Genomic DNA, 21,637 nt, shown 5'->3' with positions numbered 1-21,637 from the left:
ATTAATTTTTTCGCCTGTAATCCCATGGCATTTCAAATTTACCTTGCCAAATGCCTAATTTATTATTTTTGGCATTAATTTCATCAGTTACATATTTTTTAGAATACTTTCTATATGCTACTGCATAACCATTTGAAACCATCCAAGAATTTAAATTTATATTTCTTTTAAAACACTCTCCTATTAACCTTTTATACCTGTCAACATCTAAAATATTACAATTTAATTTTTGTTTATTAATTTTTTTAATTAACTTTTGAGTAGATACTTCTCCACACATATAATCTTTAGTAAAAGACATAAAAGATATTGTTAAATAAGTTTTTTTACATTTTTGTTTTTTTTCAGGTGCATCAATACCGTATAATCTAATTTTTTTTGAATTGATTTTAATTGTATCTCCATCAACAACTTTAGCAAAACCCGATATTTTATTTATATTTTCAGATCTTACATCGTTGTATGTAAGTATAAAAAATATAGATGAAATAATTATCAAAATTATCAATTTCTTTTTTGTATAAAACATTAACCAGTAGTTAGTTTATTGTTAATATAATATTTAACATAAAAGAATAGTAAGATTGATATTAACCATTGCAATATTGCCCAGATATAAAAAAAAGTTTTAAAGTCTGCATCAATAGAACGTGCTATATAATAAGATAAAAATGGAACCAAAACGTTCCTTAATATATTGTTAATCATTGCTTTCTCAGATTTTTTTAAAGCCATAAAAAAACCATTTGATAGAAAAAAAATTGGGTATGCTGGTAAGATAAATGCAGAAATTTTTAAATACATTGACCCATATTCAATAACTTCCGTATTAGATGAGAAAAATTTTGGCATCAGATCTGCAGTTAAAAATACTAAAACTCCAGACGCTAACATTATAATCAAGCCGTATTTTACTGATGTAAAATAAGATTGTTTTACTCTATGATAATATTTCGCACCTATATTCTGAGCAATAATTGATATTATTGCTGTATTTATCCCTAATACAGGTAGTAAGACAACCTGCTCTATCCTAGTTGCTGCTCCATAACCAGCTACAGCATATTCTCCTGTAAATGCAACATAAGTAAATACAATCGTTGCAGCAATTGAATAACCAAGAATAGCTATTGTGATTGGCATTGATTGGAAGAAAATGTTTTTAATGTAGAAAAATTTAATCTTAAACTTTTGAATAGTGATCTCTTTAATACGATTATTTTTTAACAATTTGATTAAAACAATTATTAAAGAAAGAAATTGGGCAATCAAAGTTGCATAACCTATGCCGGCAACACCAAAAGCTGGGATAAATAAAAATCCAAATATAAATATTGGATTTAATAAAATGTTTAAAAAAAAAGATAATATAAGAGCATTTCTATATGTAACTGTATCTCCTTCAGCATGAAGAAATGAGTTTAAAGCAACAACCATGATAAAGAGAATAGTTCCATAAAATATTACATTAGTATACTCAAGGCCAAGGGTAATTACTTCTCTTGATGAATTCATGGTTAAAAATAATTTTTCAGAGAAACTAAAACCGATTATTGATACAATTATTGAAATTATTACTGAATAAAGAATGATATTTGTAAAATAACCTAACACATTTTTATCATTTTTTTCACCAATACTACTTCCAATTAATGAAGTACCGGCAACAGTGACACCAATAGATGTAGCAATAATTAGAAAGTAGATTGGAAAGGATTTACTTAAAGCAGATAAAGCTTCAGGCGAAATTTTCCCAGCATAAAAAGTATCAACTAAAGTGTATAATGTTTGAAATAATGTTCCAACACTTGCTGGTATTGCAAGTTTTTTTATAAGTTGAGAGACTTCATCTTTTAATAAATTCATTTCTTTAAACTAAAAATATTTTAATATTCTTTTTGAAAGATATGACTTTTTCCAGTTTTTTTGGCAAGGTTAATTTGTTTTTGTCTCATTCTAAATCTTGATTTTTGATCATTTGTTAAATTATCGTGACAATTTGGACAAGAAACACCTTCTTCATATTTTTTAGATTTTTTATCTTTTGTAGAAATAGGCTTTCTACAACCACTACACATTGAGTAAGAACCTATTTTCAAACCATGCTTTAAACTAATTCTGTTATCAAAGACGAAGCACTCACCTTTCCATAAACTTTTTTTTGGGTCTGTTTTTTTTAAATAGTTTAAAATACCACCCTTAAGTTGGTAGACATTATTGTATCCTTTATTTTCCAAAAAGACTGACGCTTTTTCACACCTAATACCTCCAGTACAAAACATAGCAATAGGTTGATTTTTTTTTAATTTTTTAAGATATTTTGGAAAATCTCGAAAATTATCTACACCTGGATTAATTGAACCTTTAAAAGTTCCAACTTTATATTCAAAAGGTTTTCTTGCATCAATTAAGACTGTTTTTTTGTCTTTTATTAAAGAGTTCCACTTTTGAGGGTTAACATGACTATCCTTTTTTTTAATTCTCTTTTTTAAACTTAAATTCATTGGAACCACTTCTTTTTTAATTTTTACTTTTGGTTTATGAAACGGCTGAAAAGAGCTTTTTGAATTGTTAATGCTATCAAATTTTTCAAATTTAAATAATTTGTATAAATAATTTTTGATCAATTTAATGTCTTTGTTTTTTCCAGCAATTGTTCCATTTAAACCTTCTTTAGAAATAATAATTGTTCCACGTATATTTGTGTTTAATAATTGCTCGTGAAGTATTTTTTGATTTTTCTTTAAATAAGAAATTTTAATAAACTTATAAAATCCAAAAACATCAAACATTATAATTTTCTACAAACTGTCATACCATCTCCTAATGGTACTATAATTTTTTCAACTCTTTTATCTTTAGAAACATAATTGTTAAAATCTTTAATAGTTAAAGTAATTTTGTCATCACAATTGTCATCAACAACTTGACCGTACCATAGAACATTATCAATTATTATTAAGCCATGTTTCTTTAATAATATTAAAGATTTTTCATAATATTCTTTATAATTTTTCTTATCAGCATCAATAAAAATTAAATCAAAATCGTTTTCTTTTAATTCATTTAAACTTTCTAAAGCAGGTTTAATTATTGTTTGAATTTTATGACTTTGTTTTGCTTTTTCAAAAAATTTTATTGCAATTTTGTTAGTTTCTTCATTTTTATCTAAAGCAATAATTCTACCATCTTCTGGTAAAGCAAGAGACATTGATAAAGCACTTAAGCCAGTAAAAGTACCAATCTCTAGTATTTTTTTAACATTAGATATTTTTACTATTAAATGTAAAAATTGAGATTGTGAGATAGATATTTGCATCCTTTTAATATCTCCCAGAGACTCATTATAAGAAATGATTTCTTTTTGAACTGGATGAATATCTAGTCCATTATTTAAAATGTACTCTTGAATTTTGTTGCTAATTTTTAGGTCTGAGCCCATGAACCTAAAGTTTTTTCTTTAAAATCTCATTTACTAGCTGAGGGTTAGCTTTACCACCTGAAACTTTCATTACTTGTCCAACAAAGAAGCCAAATAATTTAACTTTACCAGATTTATATTCAGTAGCTTTATCTCTATTACTATCAATTACTTTATCAATTAAAGCCTCTAAAGCTTTTGGATCGCTTTCTTGTTTTAAACCTTTTTCTTCAACAATTTTCTTAGGATCCTTGTCCCCTTCCATCATTTGTTCAAAAACAGTTTTTGCAATTTTTCCAGAAATTGTTCCATCCTTAATTAAATTAATTAATTTTGATAAATTACCAGCACTAATTGGACTATCGGTTATTTCTAAATTTTTTTCATTAAGTGCAGCAAATAATTCACCTATGATCCAGTTTGTTGCTAATTTAACGTCAGATTTTTTAACAACATCTTCAAAATAATTTGAGGTTTCTATATCTGAAACCATGATATTTGCTTCATATGGAGTTAATTTAAATTGATCTATAAATCTCTTTTTCTTTTCATCAGGTAACTCTGGTATTTCTGATTGTAATTGATTTATGAATTCATCAGAAACTTCTAATGGTAATAAATCAGGGTCTGGAAAATATCTATAATCATGAGCATCTTCTTTTGATCTCATGGATCTTGTTTCATTTTTTTTAGTATCAAAAAGTCTTGTTTCTTGATCAACAGATTGTCCATCTTCAATTAAATCAACTTGTCTATTTGCTTCATATTCGATTGCCATTTGCATGAATTTAATAGAATTGACATTTTTAATTTCACATCTGGTACCAAAATCTTTTGATCCTTTTTTTCTTACAGAAACATTAACGTCTGCTCTTAAAGATCCTTCTTGCATATTACCATCACAAGTTCCTAAATATCGCATTATTGATCTTAATTTCTTAATATAAGCATTAACTTCCTCTGGTGATCTTAAATCTGGTTTGCTAACAATTTCCATTAAAGCTACTCCTGATCTATTTAAATCAACAAAGGTGTTTTTTGGATCTAAATCATGGATACTTTTACCCGCATCTTGTTCTAAGTGTAATCTTTCAATACCAACCTCTTTTTGACCATCTGGCATATCTAAAATAACTTTACCTTCACCAACTATTGGGTCCTTAAATTGAGAGATTTGATATCCTTGTGGTAAATCAGCATAAAAATAATTTTTTCTATCAAATACTGATCTTTTGTTAATTTTAGCTTTTAATCCTATTCCAGTTTTGATTGCTTGCTTAACACAAAATTCATTGATCACTGGAAGCATTCCAGGAAAAGCAGCGTCTACTAAACTTACCTGTGTGTTTGGTTCAGCACCAAATTTAGTAGCTGACGTAGAAAATAACTTTGATTGGGAAAGTACTTGAGCATGAACCTCTAAACCAATGACAACTTCGTATTGATTGTCATTTCTATTAATTAAATATTCTGACTTTTCTTTGCTCACTTAATCCACCAATCGGTAATTTTATTTTTAAAATTAATTTTTTCTTCCATTGCATAAGCAATGTTTAAGATATTTTGTTCATCGAATGCTTTTCCAATAATTTGTAAACCTAAAGGGTAACCTTTGCTGTCATGACCAGCAGGAATAGAAATTCCTGGTAAACCTGCTAAATTTACTGGAACAGTAAAAATATCGTTTAAGTACATTGAAACTGGGTCATTTGTTTTTTCACCAATTTTAAAAGCGGAACTAGGTGTTGATGGAGTCAATATTGCATCTACTTTCTTGTACGCTTCATCAAAATCATTCTTAATTAGTTTTCTAACTTTTTGAGCTTTCAAATAATATGCATCGTAATAACCTGAAGATAAAACATATGTACCTATCATTATTCTTCTTTGAACTTCAGCTCCAAATCCCTCTGATCTAGTTTTTTCATACATATCAATTAGGTTTTCTCCATCAGCTCTAAAACCATATTTAACACCATCATATCTTGCAAGATTAGAAGATGCTTCAGCTGGTGCCACTATATAGTAAGTTGGTAAAGCGTAATTTGTGTGTGGAAGAGAAATATCGATTATTTCTGCACCACAATCTTTAGCGTACTCAATACCTTTCTGCCAAAGATCATCAATTTCTTTTGGCATTCCATCAACTCTATATTCTTTTGGTATACCTATTTTTTTTCCTTTAATGTCTTTTGTTAATTCTTTGCTGTATTGGTTTCTTTTAAAATCAATAGAAGTTGAGTCCTTTTGATCATATGAGCTAATTACCTCTTGCAACAAAGCACAATCTTTAACATTTTGAGCCATTGGACCAGCTTGATCAAGAGAAGATGCAAAAGCAACTATTCCATATCTAGAACAACTACCATAAGTTGGTTTTAAACCCACTGTTCCTGTAAATGACGCCGGTTGTCTAATAGATCCACCTGTATCTGTTCCAATTGTAATTGGTGTTAGTTGTGCTGCTACAGCAGAAGATGAACCTCCAGATGAACCACCTGGAACTAAATTTTTATCAATTGGGTTTTGAACATTTCCAAAAAAACTTGTTTCATTTGAAGATCCCATTGCAAATTCATCACAATTTAATTTACCAATAAGAATTGCTCCTTCATTCCAAATATTCTGAGTAACAGTAGACTCATAAGTAGGTATAAAATTATTTAATATTTTACTACCAGCTGTTGTTCTTACATTAGCTGTACAAAATAAATCTTTTACAGCCATAGGAATTCCTGGTAACTTTAAATCTAAATTTGGTTTGTCATCAAATTTTTTAGCTTTATCTATAGCATTACTAAAATCTTCAGTAATATAAGTGTTTAATTCTTTGGATTTTTCTGATCTATCAACAAAAGCTCTAGTAACTTCTGAAGAAGAGAGTTTTTTTTCTCTAATATTATTAACTAATTCAGAAAGTGTTTGCTTGGTTATATCAGACATTATTCTATAACTTTTGGTACAACAAAATAGTCTTCATTATCTTTTGGAGAATTTTTTATTATTTGTTCCCTTAAATTTTTACTTTTAACTTCATCAGGTCTTAATTTTAAAGTTGTTTCAGCCACAGATGTAAGTGGTTCAACATTTTCAGTTTTAAGTTCATTAAGTTTCTCAATAAAATCAAAAATTGAATTCAAATCACTTGCAAGTTTTTCAGCTTTTTTCTCATCTACAGAAATTCTTGATAATTTAGATATATGCTTTATGGTTTTAAGATCGATGCTCATATGATATTTAAATATGACGCAAACTATCACTATAGTTTAAAATATACAACATGATCACAATAGAAGAATTTAAAAAAAAACAGTCAGAAAAATGTCGTTTGATAGGTTTAGATCTAGGCTCAAAAAGAATTGGTGTATCAATTTGTGACGAAAAGCAATTAATTGCTACCCCTTATAAAACTATACATAAATCAAAAAATAATGAATTAATTAAAGAGCTAAAAAACATTATTCAAGAGAATGATATCCGGGCAATTATCATTGGTTACCCTTTAAATATGGATGGATCTTCAGGCTCTTCAGCACAGTCGGTCAATGATGTATCTAAAAATATAGATAAAGAGATAGATGTTGATGTTTGTCTCTGGGATGAGAGATTGTCAACTGTTGGAGCTTTTAATTTATCAAGCCAATTAGATGTTAATGTATCTAAAAGAGAAAAGAATATAGATCAGAACGCAGCAGCTTTTATTCTTCAGGGAGCTATAGACTATCTAAATAATTAATCCTTGCCATTCAATGGCTTTATAGTTATAGAGTTAATTTTAATGGCAAAAAACATCAAAGCTATTAAAATTTCTCAAAAACATTTGTTAGGTATCCAAGATCTATCAGTTAGTGATATAAACTACATTTTAGATGAATCTGAAACTTTCATTAAATTAAATCAGAGTAAGAACAAGAAAAATGATGTTCTTAGAGGCAAAACTCAAATTAATCTATTTTTTGAACCATCAACAAGAACACAAAGTTCATTTGAGTTAGCTGGAAAAAGACTTGGTGCTGATGTGATGTCAATGAATATGAATAATTCAGCAATTAAAAAAGGTGAAACTTTAATTGATACAGCAATGACTTTAAATGCGATGCATCCTGACATTATTGTAATAAGGCATCAAGACTCTGGAGCATGCAATTTATTATCTCAGAAAGTAAATTGTGTAGTATTAAATGCTGGTGATGGCAGACGTGAACACCCTACTCAAGCATTACTAGATGCTTTAACAATAAGAAATAGAAAAAAAAAAATTGAAGGATTAAAAATTGCTATATGTGGAGATATTCTCCACTCAAGAGTCGCAAGATCAAATATTTATTTACTAACGATGCTTGGTGCTGAAGTAAATATTGTTGCCCCAACAAATTTGATGCCAAAAGAAATTGAAAAGTTTGGTGTTAATACTTTTACCGATATGAAAAAAGGATTGAAAGATTGTGACATTGTAATGATGCTAAGATTACAAAATGAGAGAATGACAAGTTCTTATTTGTCATCAAATAGAGAGTATTATGAATATTACGGTTTAACACCTGATAAATTAGATCATGCTAAACCTGATGCACTAATAATGCATCCTGGCCCAATGAATAGAGGTATCGAAATAGATACAAGATTGGCTGACGATATAAATAAAAGTGTAATCAAAGAGCAAGTCGAACTTGGAGTTGCCGTTAGGATGGCTTGTTTAAAAATATTTTGTGAATAAATGAAAAAACAATACTTTATTAACGCAAATATAATTGATCCTCAAAATTCAATAAATGAAAATGGAGGACTAATTGTTGGAGAAGAAGGTAAAATTGAAGCAATAGGAAAAAAAGTAAATACAAATAATTTACCATCTAGAGAAAAACCAATTGATTTAAAAGGAAAATATATATTCCCTGGTTTAGTTGATATGAGAGTTTTTGTTGGAGAACCTGGGTATGAGTATAAAGAAAATTTTAGAACTTTAAGTAATGCAGCACTTTCTGGAGGTGTAACATCCGTAGTAACAATGCCTAATACAGATCCTGTAATTGATAATGTTTCAATTGTAGATTTTTTAAAACGGAGAGGACGAGATAAATCTAAGATTAATATATTTCCATGCGCATCTCTTACACAAAATGTTGAGGGAACTAATATGACAGAGTTTGGATTATTAGCTAATAAAGGAATTGTAGCTTTTACAGATGGTGTAAAGACAATTCAAAATACTAGATTAATGTCAAGAATAATGAATTCAGCAAAGGATTTAGGATGCCTAATAATGCAACATGCTGAGGATTATGAGTTAGCAAAAAACGGCATGATAAATTCGGGCATAATCGCTACAAAACTTGGATTATCAAGTATACCAGATGTGGCTGAGAGAATAATTATTGAAAGAGATTTAACATTGTTAGAAAAAGTAAAGTGTCGATATCACATATCTCAACTATCATCAGGCAAATCAGTAGAAATCATCAAAGAAAGGAAAAATGATATTAAATTTTCTTGTGGAGTTTCAATAAATAACCTTTCCTTAAATGAAAATAATATTGGAGATTTTAAAACATTTTTAAAATTATCTCCGCCATTGAGAAAAGAAGAAGATAGATTGGCTTTAGTCCAAGGATTAAAAGATAAAACAATTGATGTCATTGTTTCAGATCATAAACCTGAAGATGAAGAATCAAAACGATTGACATTTTCTCAAGCAGCAACAGGTGCTTCAGGTATTGAAACTTTATTGTCTTTAAGTTTAGAACTATTTCATAATGGATCTGTAAAACTTGAAACAATAATCCAAGCACTAACATCTAATCCAGCTAAAATTTTAAATATCAATAAAGGAAATCTTTCAATTGGTAATAATGCTGACTTTTGTATAGTTGATATAAATAAACCTTGGATTGTAAAAAAAGAAAATTTAATTTCTAAATCCAAAAATACGTCTATTGAGGACAAAAAACTTCAAGGAAAAGTAACCAATACATTTGTAAAAGGTAAAGAATTATTTAAGATATAAAAATGGAATTATTCACAATAGGTATTGTTTCGTACCTAATGGGTTCTATCCCTTTTGGGTTAATATTAACTAAAATATTTTTAAAAAAAGATATTAGAGAAATTGGATCAGGTAACATTGGTGCAACAAATGCTCTGAGAACAGGAAATAAATTTATTGGTTATTCAACTTTAGTACTTGATATTGTCAAAGCAATTATTCCCGTTTTATATGTAAAAGTAAATTTTCCTGATCTGATTTATGTATCAGCTTTATGTGCTTTTCTAGGTCATGTTTTTCCAGTTTGGTTAAAGTTTAAAGGTGGAAAGGGAGTCGCAACTTATGTTGGTATATTATGCAGTATGAATATAATTTTTGGAATAGTTTTTGGTATTTGTTGGCTAATAACTTTTTTTATTTCTAAATTTTCGTCATTAGCATCTCTAATTGGATCCTTTTCAGTTCCTATTTATTTATTACTTTTTGATGCTACAGGAAATAAAATATTTTATGGAATAATGTTTATTTTAATATTTTATACACATAGAGAAAATATTAAACGACTGATAAATAAAGAAGAAAACAAGACTAAAATTTATTAATTTGACTATCAAACACTTTTAAGTAGTTTGTTAAATTATGAATCTAGTCATAGTTGAAAGTCCCGCAAAAGCTAAAACTATAAACAAATATCTTGGCGATGATTATACTGTTTTAGCTAGTTATGGTCATATAAGAGATTTGCCATCAAAAAATGGATCGGTTGATCCTGATCATAATTTTAAGATGGAATGGGAAGTTGATAGTTTTTCAAAAAAATATTTAAAAGAAATAACCGATGTTGCTAAAGAATCCTCTAAAATAATACTAGCTACCGACCCTGACCGTGAAGGAGAAGCTATAGCATGGCATGTTAAAGAATATCTTGATGAAAAAAAACTTTTAAAAGATAAAGAAATTGAAAGAGTTGTTTTTAATGAGATAACAAAAAAAGCCGTGATACATGGCATTGAAAATCCACGACAAATCGAACCTTTGTTAGTGGATGCCTACATGGCAAGAAGAGCTCTTGATTACTTGGTTGGTTTTAATATTTCTCCAATACTTTGGACTAAACTACCTGGTTCAAAATCAGCTGGAAGAGTTCAGTCTGTAGCTTTAAAATTAATCACTGAAAGAGAGCATGAAATAGAATTATTTAATCCAGAGGAATTTTGGACACTTACTCTTAAATTTGGAGATGATAATAAAAACACTATTACTGCAAGCATTTCACAATTTAATGGTAACAAAATAGAAAAATTTACTTTTAGAGACAAGAATAGTATTGAAAAAGCAATAAAAGAAATAAAAGAGAAAAAATTTAAAATAACAGATATTTCTTCAAAAGTTGTAAAAAGAAACCCGTCAGGTCCATTTACAACTTCTACATTACAACAAGTAGCATCTAGTAGATTGGGTTTTGGAGCTTCAAGAACAATGCAAATTGCACAAAAACTATATCAAGGTGTTGAGATTGATGGGGATACTGTTGGATTGATTACTTACATGAGAACTGATGGAACTAATTTATCAGCGGATGCAGTAAATGATTTTAGAAATTTTATTAAAAATGAGTATGGTAATGAATATTTGCCTGCATCTGCAAATAATTATTCTGGTAAAAAAGCTAAAAATGCACAAGAAGCTCATGAAGCTATTAGACCGACAGATATAAATAGAGCACCCGATACTTTAAAAAAATATTTAAGCAGTGATCAACAAAAACTATACAATTTAATTTGGTCCAGAGCTTTATCCTCACAAATGGAAGTTGCCCAATTTGACAGAAATACCATAACAATAGAGTCAGAGGATAATCAGACAATATGTAAGGCAAGTGGCTCTGTATTAAAATTTGATGGTTTTTTAAAAGTTTACTCAAATACAAGCAAAGATGATGATGAAGAAATTTTACCAGAAATGTCTAAAGGGCCAATTAATATTGAAGCATTAATAGATGAACAACATTTTACACAGCCACCTCCAAGATATTCTGAAGCAAGTTTGGTCAAAAAATTAGAAGAATTAGGAATTGGTAGACCCTCTACTTACGCAAGTATAATTTCTACAATAGCTAATCGAGGTTATGCGGAAATAGTAAATAAAAGGTTTTTTCCAACAGATCGTGGCAAACTTATCTCTGCATTTTTAGAAAAATTGTTTTCTAAATATGTTGATTATAACTTTACTGCAGGTTTGGAAGATCAATTAGATGAAATTACATCTGGTAAAGAAAGCTGGATAAAAGTTTTAGAGATGTTTTGGAAAGATTTTAATAATAATGTTTCTGAAGTTAAAGAGAAAAGAACTAGAGAAGTATTAGATCTTTTAAATGAAAGTCTAGGTGCTTTAATTTTTGATACTGATAAAGATGGAAAAATTGTTCGAAAATGCCAGATATGTGATACTGGTTCACTAAGTCTTAAAAATAGTTTTAGAGGTGGAGCTTTTATAGGATGTTCAAATTATCCAGAGTGTAAATTTACTAGACCCTTGTCTAAAGCAAAAGCAGCAGCTCAATCGCAGTTAGCAGAACCTAAATTTTTAGGAAAACATGAAAATGGTAATGATATATATCTGAAAAATGGAAGATTTGGTCCCTATCTGCAATATGAAAAACTTAAGGAAGAGGAATTAGAAGAGATAAAAACTAAAAAGAAAAGAAAAACCAAAAAATCTAAACCAGATGTTAATGAATTAATTAAAAATGTTTCTATACCAAAAGGTTTAGAGTTGGAAAGTATAGACTTAGAAAAAGCTCAGTTTTTATGCTCTCTACCAAAATCAATTGGAATCAACCCTGATAATCAAAAAGAAATTATTTTAAATACTGGAAGATTTGGTCCCTATCTTAAGTGTGAAAACAAATCTGCTAGAATAGAAAATGTAGAAGAAATTTTCTCTATAGGATTAAATCGAGCAATTACCCTAATTGCTGAAGCGAAACCAGGCAGAATGTCTTCTTCAATTATTAAGGATTTAGGAGAACATCCAGAAGATAAAAAACCAGTTAGGGTTATGAAGGGGCAATATGGTCCTTACATTAAATATAAATCTTTAAATGCAACAATTCCTGAAGAAAAAGATCCAACAGAGCTTACTATGGAAGAGGCCTTAATCCTTATTGAGAAAAGGAAAGAATACGATAAAACTAAAAAGAAGAAAAAAACTAAAAAATAATGAAAATTAAATTACTTGCTTATTTATTAATTTTGACAATCACTAATGTTAACTTGTCTGTGGCAGATGATTGTAATAAATTTGATAAATTAAGTAAAGAATATGCAAAATGTACAGCAGAATTGATTAAAGAAAAAACTTCAGAAAAAGCAGAATTGATTAAAGAAAAAACTTCAGAAAAAGCTGAATTGATCAAAGAAAAAACTTCTGAAAAATATAAAGAAGGAAAAAAAAAACTTAATAAATTAAATTTAAAAGAGAAATTAATTAAATTTAAAAATAGTAAATCACACAAAGAATTCACAGAGAAATAAAATGAATTTTGAAAAAAAAATAAAAGAATTAAATATTATTTTACCAAAAGCAAAACCTCCTGTTGGCTCATATGTTGCAACTAAAGTAACTGGTAATCTACTTTTTATTTCAGGTCAAATATCAATAAATGAAAACGGAGAGTTAATTAAAGGTAAAGTTGGTAAAGATTTAAGTACAGAGCAAGGCTACGAAGCTGCGAAAAGATGTGGATTGAGCTTGGTTTCTCAAGCAAAGACTGCTTGTGATGGTGATTTATCTAGAATAAAATCATGTATCAAGTTAACTGGATTTGTTAATTCGACAAATGACTTTACCGAACAACCAAAAGTAATTAATGGAGCTTCAGATTTAATCGCATCAATATTTGGAGATGCAGGCATACATACAAGAGCTGCAGTAAGTACTAACAGTTTACCACTTGGAGTATCTGTAGAAGTTGATGCTATATTTGAGTTAAACTAAATTATCTTCCTATACCAAAATATTTTATACCTAGTTTCTTGATTTTAGTTGGTGAGAATAAATTTCTCATATCGTAAATAATAAGTTTTTTATTCTTAGAAAGTTTTTTAAAATTAATTGATTTAAAATCATTCCATTCAGTATGAATAATTATAAGGTCTGAACCTAGAATACAGTTTTGTATTGAATTAGCAAATTCAACATTTTTTAAATTATTGAATTCTTTTTTTGAACCAGTGGGATCATAATATTTAATCTTTGCTCCCTTTTTGGATAGATAAGGAATTAATTTTAAACTTGAAGAGTCTCTCATATCGTCAGTATTTGCTTTAAATGTAACTCCCAAAAATGAAACATTTTTATTATTAAATTTTTTAATTATTGAATGAAGTCTTTTAAGTAATAAATCTGTCCTATTCTGATTAGATTTAATAACACTTTTAATTACAGATAGATTAGATTTAAATTTATCAGCTGTAGACACAATAGCTTTAGTATCTTTTGGAAAACAAGAACCTCCATATGCAGGACCAGATCTTAAAAATCTACTTCCTATTCTTTTATCAAGTCCAATTCCTATGGATATATCTTCAACATCGATACCAGTTTTTTCACATAAATTAGCAATTTCATTTATAAATGTAATTTTAGTTGCTAAAAAAGCATTAGAAGCATATTTAATTAACTCAGCAGCTCTTCTATTTGTAGAAACATATTTTGCACCCTTGGAAATTAATGGAGAATATAAATTTTTAAGTATTTTTTTTGATTTTTCTTCGTTTGAACCAACTACAACTCTATCAGGATAAATAAAATCTCTAATCGCCTCACCTTCTCTTAAAAATTCAGGATTAGACACTACTGAAAACAATCTTTTATTTACTTTTTTTGAAATAATCTTTTCTAGTTCATCACCTGTAGTAACAGGAACAGTTGATTTTGTTATAATTATTTTAAATTTGTTAATTGATTTAGATATTTCTTTTCCAACTGAATAAACCTGAGAAAGGTCAGCGCTATTACTATTTTTTTTTGTTGGTGTTCCAACGCATATAAAAACTATGTCAGATTTTCTTACAGATTCTTTTAAATTTGTTGAAAAATTTAATCTATTATTTTTTATATTTTTTTTGACTAATTCTTCTAAACCTGGCTCGTAGATAGGTATTTTACCATTTTTTAAATTATTAATTTTGTTATTATCTTTATCTACACAAATAACATCATTACCTAAGTCTGAAAAACAAACGCCACTCACTAAACCAACATAACCAGTACCTATCATACAAAGTTTCATATTTTTCCTATTTCTTTATTAGAATTAATAAATCCTTGCATTGTCCCACAATCTAAATATTTACCTGAAAAATTATGAGCAATAAATTTTTCACCTTCTTTTATTAAAGTTTGAATAGCATCTGTTATATGTATTTCACCACCGTTACCAGGTTTTTGTTTGGCTAATTTATTAAATATAGTTTTGGGAAGGATATATCTTCCTATTACTGCTTTATTAGATGGAGCATTTTTAGTTGAAGGTTTTTCAACTACATCATCAATAAAATAATCATTTTTGGAAATTTTTTTGTTTAAACTATAGATGCCCCATCTTGAAACTGTTTTAGAATTAACTTTCATACTAGCCATTACAGAGGATTTGTACTTTTGATGTACTTTAATCATATCTTTAGAACAGTTTTTTTTTATTATCAAATCATCTGGTAGCAACATTAAAAAATATTTATCTTTTATATATTTTTTTGTTTTAAAAACAGCGTCACCTGTTCCTTTAGGTATATTTTGATAAACAAATTTTATTAGTTTTTTATATTTTAATATTTTTTTATATTCAGCAATTATTCTGGGATCTTTTTTTTTTTTAATAATTTTTTTATAAAAAGTGTCACTATAAAAATAATTTTTAATCATTTTTTTTTTATTTGATATGATAAGAACAATTTCTTTAATTCCTGCTTCAATGCACTCATCTAAAATATACTCAATACCTGGCTTTCCATTTATTGGGAGCAGTTCTTTGGCAAAAACACTTGTTAAAGGCAAAAGTCTAGTTCCTTGACCTGCTAGAGGAATAATTGCTTGTTTAATCATATAAATGTTTTACTTATCTAGATTTCTAATACAAATGAAAATTATATTAAATAATAATTCATTATTTAAAGTTTTAAGGCCATTTAATGATATTGGCTTTGTTCCCACAATGGGGAGTATACATGAGGGTCATTTATCACTTATAGAAAGATCAAATCGAACTTGCAAAAAGACAATAGTAAGTATTTTTGTTAATCCCAAACAATTTAACAATAAAAAAGATTTCAAAAACTATCCAACAAATATTAAAGAGGATATTAAAATTTTAAAAAAAACTAAAAAGGTAGATTTCTTATACATTCCAAAATTTAAAGATATTTACAATAATAATAAAAAATCAAACATAAAAATCACAAAAAAAGATAAAATTTTATGCGCCAAATTTAGAAAAGGTCATTTTGAAGGGGTGCTAGATGTAATGGGAAGATTAACTAATTTAGTAAATCCAAAAAAAATATTTATGGGCAAAAAAGATTATCAACAATATTTCTTAATAAAAAATTATCTAAAAAATAAATATAAAGCTTCTATTGTTCCATGCAAAACGATTAGAAATAAAAACAAAATAGCGTTGTCTTCAAGAAATAATCATTTGGATTTAAATGGAATTAAAAAAGCAAGTTTCTTAAGTAAAAGTCTAATTAAATTAAAAAAAAATTTAGCAAATGATAAAAAAATAAAACAAAATTTAAAAATTCAAATGAAATATTTTCAGAAATTTTTAAAAATTAATATTGAATACTTAGAATTAAGATCAATTAAAAATCTTAAAATATCTAATACTGTTAAAGGCTCACGTTTATTTGTTGCGTATTACATTGATAACGTAAGATTAATTGATAATTTTTAGAGAAAGTAAGCCCCAACACCTAAAAATGATACAAAACCTATAACATCAGTAATAGTGGTAACAAAAACACTCGATGCAATTGCGGGATCAATATTCATTTTTTTTAAAGTAAAAGGAACAAGTATTCCAAACAGTCCAGCTATAATCATAGTAAGTACCATTGATATTGAAATGATTAATGAAAGAATACTATCTTGAAACCAAATTTGAACTATTAAAGCACTTATGGCAGCAAATATAATTCCATTTAATATACCAATTGAAAATTCTTTAAAAACATTTGATGAAAAATTATTTTGAGTTAAGTCATTTGTAGCAATTGTTCTGACTGTAACAGCTAATGTTTGCATTCCTGCATTTCCACCCATTGAAGCAACAATAGGCATCAGAAAAGCAAGAACAACCATTTGCTCAATAGTTGCTCCAAACAAGCTAATACACCAAGTTGCTAAAAAGGCTGTAAATAAATTCAATAAAAGCCAATTAAATCTCCTTTTAGTTTTTGTAACAACACCATCAGTAATTTCCTCGTCACCTACACCTGCTAGTCTTAATGCATCTTCCTCAGCCTCTTCTTTTAGGACTGTAAGAACATCATCGTTCATAATCATTCCTACCAATTTATTATTTTTATCAATTACGGCTGCTGAATTTAGATTATAATTTTCAAATAGATTAGCCACCTCTTCTTTGTCCATATCAACAGGAACTAATAGTTGAGACTCTGACATGATGCTTGCCATTTTTGTGTCTCTTGGTGAAGTAAGCACTCTTGATGATGGAACTGTTCCAATAGGTTTAAATTCTTCATTAACAATAAAAATTTCCAAAAATTCTTCAGGCAAATCTTTATTTTCTCTCAAATAGTCAATTGTTTGACCTACAGACCAGTTGCTTGGTATAGCTGTAAACTCACGCTGCATAAGTCTAGCAGCAGTATCTTCAGGATAGCTTAAACTTTCTAACAGAGCAAATCTGTCTTTAGGTGGTAATGAGCTTAATATAGTGTTCTTATCTTCTTCGGGTACATTTTCTAAAATCGAAATAGCATCATCTGATTCAAGGTTAGTAAGAATAGTTACAATTGAATCTGAAGATAAATATTTAATTATTTCAGTTTGTATAGACTCATTTAATTCTACAAAAACCTCTGCATCAATATTAAAATTGTTTAATTTAATTAAACTTTCTCTATCACTAATGCTTAAGTGTTCAATTATGTCTGCTGCATCAGCAGGGTGCATTTCATTAAATGAATCGTTAATAAATTTTGCATCATTGTTAGCTATTTTAGAGGTAACAACTCTCAAATATTCTTTATTGAATTCAAAATTTACTTTTTTATCTTTAGTTTTTTTAATTAAAGACATAAATGTACCTATAATTTAGTTGTGCACTATTAATACATAATTAAAATATTACAAATTTTAAATGGATATAGAGATCAAAAAGTCAATAAAACCGGTAAATTATTTTGAAGCAATTGATCTCTTGGAGTCTAGATTAAAAAATATTGCAGCTAATAAAGAAAAAGAATTAATTTGGATTTTAGAGCATCCCGAAATTTTTACTGCAGGTACATCATACAAAGAAAATGAAATAATTGATAAATCAATTGATCTATTAAAAACAAACAGAGGTGGAAAAATTACGTATCATGGTCCAGGTCAATTAATTTGTTATTTTGTTATTGATCTAAGAGAAAAAAAAGACATTAGAAAATTTGTTACAACTATTGAAAATACAATTATTCAAAGTTTGAAAAAATATAATATTGAAACATTTCCTGATAAAAAAAATATTGGAATATGGTATAAAGACAAAAATGAAATTCAAAAAATTGCTGCAATAGGTATTAGGGTGAGAAAATGGATTGCATATCATGGATTTGCAATAAATGTTGATAACAACTTAGAAAATTACAAAAAAATAGTACCATGTGGAATTTCCGATAAAGGTGTTACAAATTTAAAAAAAATTTCAAAACAAGATTACTCTAACTTGAATAATGAAATTATTGAAAATTTTATTTCAAATTTGAAAAACTAAGTCTTTTTGATTTTAATAACTTTTTAAAATATTCTGGTAATAAAGCTGAATAAGTATGCTTCATATCATTAATTTTAAATTTAATTTGATACGAGTGCAGCATAAGATTTTTATTTATACCTTTATCTGACTTAGATAGTTTATATTTGGTATCACCAAATATAGGATTTCCAATTGCAAAAAGTTGTTTACGTAACTGATGTTTTCTTCCAGTTATTGGTTTTAACTCCAATAAAGATGCTTCAGAATTTTTATCTATTACCTTGAATATAGTTTTCGCTTTTTCAACTAACTTTTTATCTCCATCATATCTTATTAAGTCATCATCCCAAACACCTGTATTTTTATTTATTTCTCCTTGGCATATGGCAAGATAAGTTTTGTGAACTTTTCTTAATCTAAATAATGATGTTAGTAACTGTGCGCTCTCTCTATTTTTCGCCATTATAAATACACCAGATGTATCTTTGTCTAATCTATGAACAGAATAAGGTTTTGTTCCTTTAAAAATTTCACTCTTTGCGAAAATATCAACTAAGTTTTTTTTAGATTTTGTACCACCTTGTACTGATATTCCGGATGCTTTATTTAATACAACAAAATTATCATTATCATCAATTATTTGATCTTCGTTTGATTTTATTATTTCTTTAGTTGGTAAAAATTTTATTTTTTTTTGTTCTACTCTTTCTTTAAATTCAATATTAAAGATATTTATTTGATCTCCTTTTTTTATTTTATGAGAACTTTTAACTTTTTTTTTGTTAATTTTAATTTTTCCTGTCCTAAGATATTTTTCAATTAAACCTTGAGGTATTTTTCCAATATTAAATCTCATCCATCTATCAATACGCATATCATTACACGTTGAATCAACGATGTATGACTTGTTCATGACTTAGGATTTAAGCTGTAGCTTGTTTATTTTCTTCTGTTTTTAGAGCTTCTTTTGATGTATCTTTTTTCTTCTTATCTACTCTTTTGGCTTCAACATCTCTATCTACAAATTCTATAATTGCCATTGGAGCATTATCACCATATCTAAAACCTGCTTTAATAATTCTAGTGTAGCCACCTTTTCTATTTGAATATCTTTTAGAAAGAGTTTTTTTTACTTTATTAGCTGATTTAACATCCTGCAATTGAGACACAAGCATCTTAGTTGTTTGCAAAGTATCTTTTTTACCTAAAGTAATAATTTTGTCAGCCTGAGGTCTTAAAAACTTTGCTTTTGGCAATGTAGTTTTAATCTGTTCATATTTTATTAAAGAATTTAACATATTCTTTAACAGAGCTTTTCTATGCTCAGAAGTTCTATTTAACTTTTTGTTGGCTAAGCCGTGTCTCATTAAATTGCTTCCTCTAATTTTTTAGACATTTCTGCAATATTATCTGGTGGCCAGTTAGGTATTTCCATTCCTAAATACAGAGACATTCCAGTTAGAACTTCTTTAATCTCATTTAAGGATTTTCTACCAAAATTTGGTGTTCTTAACATTTCACCTTCAGATTTTTGAACTAAATCACCAATATAAATTATATTGTCATTTTTTAAGCAATTCATTGATCTAACAGATAGCTCTAATTCATCAACTTTTCTTAATAAATTCTTATTAAACTCAGGTTCAGATGAAACTTCTTTTACTGGAGCTTCAACTGGCTCATCAAAATTAACAAACATTTTCAACTGGTCTTGAAAAATCCTAGCAGAATACGCAACAGCATCTTCTGCAGAAATTGAACCATTAGTCTCCACTTCCATTGTCAATTTATCATAATCAAGAGCCTTACCTTCTCTTGCTGTGCTAACAGAATAAGAAACTTTTTTTACAGGGCTATACAAAGAGTCAATGGCAATTAAACCTAATGGTGGCTCCTCTGGTTTATTTAGCTCAGCTGGAACATAACCTTTTCCAGTGTTTACATTCATTTCCATATGAAAAGTAGTATTTTCATCTAAGTTACAAATTACTAATTCAGGATTTAATATTTCTACATCAGTCACAGGAGCAATGTCAGAAGCTTTTATTTCACCTGGACCTTTTGCGTCTAAAACTAATTTTTTTGTACCTTCAGAATTACATTTTAAAGCTAGTGATTTAACATTTAATACTATGTCTGTTACATCTTCTCTTACACCTTTAATTGATGTAAATTCATGTAAAACACCGTCTATTTGTATCGAAGTAACTGCAGCTCCTCTGATTGAAGAAAGCAAAATTCTTCTTAGGGAGTTTCCTAAAGTTAATCCGTAACCTTTTTCTAGAGGCTCAGCTATAATCTTAGCATGTGTTAAGTCATCACTAATTTGAACATCTAATTTAGATGGTTTAATCAAAGATTTCCAATTTTTAACATTAACATTTTCTACTTCCATTAAACTCTCCTTTTTTTTGGTGGTCTAGTTCCGTTATGAGGCATTGGTGTTGTGTCTTTAATTGACAAAATTTTAAAACCTCTTGCTTGTAAAGCTCTTAATGCTGTTTCTCTTCCTGAACCAGGTCCTTTTACCTCAACAGATAAAGTTTTCATTCCATACTCTAATGCTTTTGATGCTGCAGAGTCCGCTGCTATTTGAGCTGCATAAGGTGTAGATTTTCTTGATCCCTTAAATCCTTTCTGTCCTGCAGATGCCCAGGATATTACATTGCCATTTGTATCAGCAATTGAGATTATTGTGTTATTAAATGTTGACTGCACATAAGCAATCCCATTTAAAATATTTTTTTTTATCTTTTTCTTTTTTGAATAAGAACTCTTTGCACTTTTCTTAGAAGATTTTTCTACCTTCTGATCTTTATTGTCAGTTTTTTCTGTTTTTGCCATTATTATTTTTTAGTTGGTGTTAATTTCTTCCCTGCAATAGCGATTGCTTTTCCTTTTCTTGTTCTTGCATTACATCTTGTTCTTTGACCTCTTACAGGTAATTTTTTTCTATGTCTTGTTCCTCTATAACATGCAAGATCTATTAATCTTTTAATACTTAAGGAATAATCTCTTCTAAGATCTCCTTCGACTTTAAAATTTTGATCGATGTATTCTCTTATTTTTAAAATTTCATCATCAGTTAACTCATTCACTCTTTTGGCTCTTGGAATTTCTAGAGATGAACAAATTTGTTGTGAGAATTTATCTCCAATTCCATAAATATATGTAAGTCCAATGTGGACAAGTTTATTTTGTGGAATGTTTATACCTGCGATACGAGCCATAATTTTTGTGATAA

General features: G+C 28.1%; 24 protein-coding genes. 9 read left to right on the top strand and 15 right to left on the bottom strand.

The genetic code is table 11. The annotated features are described in order from the left end of the window. Position 1 precedes the first annotated feature (1 nt). From ACTTA6_RS02190 to gatC, 7 genes are read right to left on the bottom strand one after another with little or no spacing between them, the layout of a single operon-like run. Complete coding sequence (locus tag ACTTA6_RS02190) at positions 2-529, bottom strand: thermonuclease family protein (RefSeq protein ID WP_440614317.1); 528 nt, start codon at positions 527-529, stop codon at positions 2-4. Further along, the gene (locus ACTTA6_RS02185) at positions 529-1,866 is read right to left on the bottom strand and encodes an MATE family efflux transporter (RefSeq protein ID WP_440614316.1); all 1,338 of its coding nucleotides are present in this window, start codon (positions 1,864-1,866) and stop codon (positions 529-531) included. The genes ACTTA6_RS02190 and ACTTA6_RS02185 overlap by 1 nt, the downstream gene beginning before the upstream one ends. A 20-nt stretch (positions 1,867-1,886) precedes the next feature. Then, complete coding sequence (trhO, locus tag ACTTA6_RS02180; RefSeq protein WP_440614315.1) at positions 1,887-2,792, bottom strand: oxygen-dependent tRNA uridine(34) hydroxylase TrhO; 906 nt, start codon at positions 2,790-2,792, stop codon at positions 1,887-1,889. After that, a complete protein-coding gene (locus tag ACTTA6_RS02175; RefSeq protein ID WP_440614314.1) occupies positions 2,792-3,442 on the bottom strand; it encodes an O-methyltransferase in 651 nt (216 codons plus the stop codon). The genes trhO and ACTTA6_RS02175 overlap by 1 nt, the downstream gene beginning before the upstream one ends. Before the next feature lie 4 nt (positions 3,443-3,446). Continuing rightward, entirely contained in the window at positions 3,447-4,910 is a 1,464-nt protein-coding gene (gene gatB, locus ACTTA6_RS02170; RefSeq protein WP_440614313.1) for an Asp-tRNA(Asn)/Glu-tRNA(Gln) amidotransferase subunit GatB, read from the bottom strand. Beyond that, entirely contained in the window at positions 4,907-6,364 is a 1,458-nt protein-coding gene (gene gatA / locus ACTTA6_RS02165; RefSeq protein WP_440614312.1) for an Asp-tRNA(Asn)/Glu-tRNA(Gln) amidotransferase subunit GatA, read from the bottom strand. Before gatA ends, gatB begins: the two co-directional genes overlap by 4 nt. After that, positions 6,364-6,651: an Asp-tRNA(Asn)/Glu-tRNA(Gln) amidotransferase subunit GatC gene (gene gatC / locus ACTTA6_RS02160; protein ID WP_075506772.1), complete on the bottom strand. Its 288-nt coding sequence runs from the start codon at positions 6,649-6,651 to the stop codon at positions 6,364-6,366. The genes gatA and gatC overlap by 1 nt, the downstream gene beginning before the upstream one ends. 50 nt (positions 6,652-6,701) lie before the next feature. Between gatC and ruvX the strand changes: the two genes are divergently transcribed. From ruvX to ACTTA6_RS02125, 7 genes are read left to right on the top strand one after another with little or no spacing between them, the layout of a single operon-like run. Next, positions 6,702-7,157, top strand: a complete 456-nt coding sequence (gene ruvX, locus ACTTA6_RS02155; RefSeq protein WP_440614311.1) for a Holliday junction resolvase RuvX — start codon at positions 6,702-6,704, stop codon at positions 7,155-7,157. A gap of 42 nt (positions 7,158-7,199) precedes the next feature. Beyond that, positions 7,200-8,138 carry an aspartate carbamoyltransferase catalytic subunit gene (locus ACTTA6_RS02150; protein WP_440614310.1) on the top strand — a complete coding sequence of 313 codons (939 nt, stop codon included), beginning with the start codon at positions 7,200-7,202 and terminating at the stop codon, positions 8,136-8,138. Continuing rightward, positions 8,139-9,425 carry a dihydroorotase gene (pyrC, locus tag ACTTA6_RS02145; RefSeq protein WP_440614309.1) on the top strand — a complete coding sequence of 429 codons (1,287 nt, stop codon included), beginning with the start codon at positions 8,139-8,141 and terminating at the stop codon, positions 9,423-9,425. It begins immediately after the preceding gene. A gap of 2 nt (positions 9,426-9,427) precedes the next feature. Then, on the top strand, positions 9,428-10,006 hold the full coding sequence (plsY, locus tag ACTTA6_RS02140; RefSeq protein ID WP_440614308.1) for a glycerol-3-phosphate 1-O-acyltransferase PlsY: 579 nt from the start codon (positions 9,428-9,430) through the stop codon (positions 10,004-10,006). Positions 10,007-10,043: 37 nt separating this feature from the next. Next, the gene (gene topA, locus ACTTA6_RS02135) at positions 10,044-12,626 is read left to right on the top strand and encodes a type I DNA topoisomerase (protein ID WP_440614307.1); all 2,583 of its coding nucleotides are present in this window, start codon (positions 10,044-10,046) and stop codon (positions 12,624-12,626) included. Next, entirely contained in the window at positions 12,626-12,940 is a 315-nt protein-coding gene (locus ACTTA6_RS02130) for a hypothetical protein (RefSeq protein ID WP_440614306.1), read from the top strand. The genes topA and ACTTA6_RS02130 overlap by 1 nt, the downstream gene beginning before the upstream one ends. Before the next feature lies 1 nt (position 12,941). Continuing rightward, positions 12,942-13,403 carry a RidA family protein gene (locus ACTTA6_RS02125; RefSeq protein WP_440680376.1) on the top strand — a complete coding sequence of 154 codons (462 nt, stop codon included), beginning with the start codon at positions 12,942-12,944 and terminating at the stop codon, positions 13,401-13,403. A gap of 1 nt (position 13,404) precedes the next feature. Here ACTTA6_RS02125 and ACTTA6_RS02120 read toward each other — a convergent pair whose 3' ends face one another. Both ACTTA6_RS02120 and ACTTA6_RS02115 read right to left on the bottom strand, forming a co-directional pair. Beyond that, positions 13,405-14,700, bottom strand: coding sequence for a UDP-glucose dehydrogenase family protein (locus tag ACTTA6_RS02120; RefSeq protein WP_440614304.1), 1,296 nt, complete (start codon positions 14,698-14,700; stop codon positions 13,405-13,407). After that, the gene (locus ACTTA6_RS02115; RefSeq protein WP_440614303.1) at positions 14,697-15,512 is read right to left on the bottom strand and encodes a sugar phosphate nucleotidyltransferase; all 816 of its coding nucleotides are present in this window, start codon (positions 15,510-15,512) and stop codon (positions 14,697-14,699) included. Before ACTTA6_RS02115 ends, ACTTA6_RS02120 begins: the two co-directional genes overlap by 4 nt. Before the next feature lie 4 nt (positions 15,513-15,516). Here ACTTA6_RS02115 and panC point away from each other — a divergent pair, with 4 nt between their 5' ends. Continuing rightward, the gene (gene panC, locus ACTTA6_RS02110; protein ID WP_440614302.1) at positions 15,517-16,362 is read left to right on the top strand and encodes a pantoate--beta-alanine ligase; all 846 of its coding nucleotides are present in this window, start codon (positions 15,517-15,519) and stop codon (positions 16,360-16,362) included. On the opposite strand, the gene mgtE is transcribed toward panC, so the two are convergent. After that, positions 16,359-17,732 carry a magnesium transporter gene (gene mgtE, locus ACTTA6_RS02105; RefSeq protein ID WP_440614301.1) on the bottom strand — a complete coding sequence of 458 codons (1,374 nt, stop codon included), beginning with the start codon at positions 17,730-17,732 and terminating at the stop codon, positions 16,359-16,361. The two genes, panC and mgtE, sit on opposite strands and share 4 nt — an antisense overlap. A 61-nt stretch (positions 17,733-17,793) precedes the next feature. Here mgtE and lipB point away from each other — a divergent pair, with 61 nt between their 5' ends. Further along, positions 17,794-18,411 carry a lipoyl(octanoyl) transferase LipB gene (lipB, locus tag ACTTA6_RS02100; RefSeq protein WP_440614300.1) on the top strand — a complete coding sequence of 206 codons (618 nt, stop codon included), beginning with the start codon at positions 17,794-17,796 and terminating at the stop codon, positions 18,409-18,411. Here lipB and ACTTA6_RS02095 read toward each other — a convergent pair. The 5 genes from ACTTA6_RS02095 to rpsM are packed head-to-tail and all read right to left on the bottom strand — an operon-like array spanning position 18,389 to position 21,623. Beyond that, positions 18,389-19,306 carry an RluA family pseudouridine synthase gene (locus tag ACTTA6_RS02095; RefSeq protein ID WP_440614299.1) on the bottom strand — a complete coding sequence of 306 codons (918 nt, stop codon included), beginning with the start codon at positions 19,304-19,306 and terminating at the stop codon, positions 18,389-18,391. The two genes, lipB and ACTTA6_RS02095, sit on opposite strands and share 23 nt — an antisense overlap. A 10-nt stretch (positions 19,307-19,316) precedes the next feature. After that, positions 19,317-19,760, bottom strand: a complete 444-nt coding sequence (rplQ, locus tag ACTTA6_RS02090) for a 50S ribosomal protein L17 (RefSeq protein WP_440614298.1) — start codon at positions 19,758-19,760, stop codon at positions 19,317-19,319. After that, positions 19,760-20,788: a DNA-directed RNA polymerase subunit alpha gene (locus ACTTA6_RS02085; protein ID WP_075506787.1), complete on the bottom strand. Its 1,029-nt coding sequence runs from the start codon at positions 20,786-20,788 to the stop codon at positions 19,760-19,762. Before ACTTA6_RS02085 ends, rplQ begins: the two co-directional genes overlap by 1 nt. Next, positions 20,788-21,237, bottom strand: a complete 450-nt coding sequence (gene rpsK, locus ACTTA6_RS02080) for a 30S ribosomal protein S11 (protein ID WP_075506788.1) — start codon at positions 21,235-21,237, stop codon at positions 20,788-20,790. Before rpsK ends, ACTTA6_RS02085 begins: the two co-directional genes overlap by 1 nt. Positions 21,238-21,239: 2 nt before the next feature. Beyond that, positions 21,240-21,623, bottom strand: a complete 384-nt coding sequence (rpsM, locus tag ACTTA6_RS02075; protein ID WP_075506789.1) for a 30S ribosomal protein S13 — start codon at positions 21,621-21,623, stop codon at positions 21,240-21,242. Positions 21,624-21,637: the final 14 nt, after the last annotated feature.

The organism is Candidatus Pelagibacter sp. HIMB1636 (assembly GCF_052047675.1).
Lineage (GTDB): Bacteria > Pseudomonadota > Alphaproteobacteria > Pelagibacterales > Pelagibacteraceae > Pelagibacter.
Note: the sequence above shows the minus strand (reverse complement) of the source record. Positions and strands in the feature narration are given on the sequence as shown.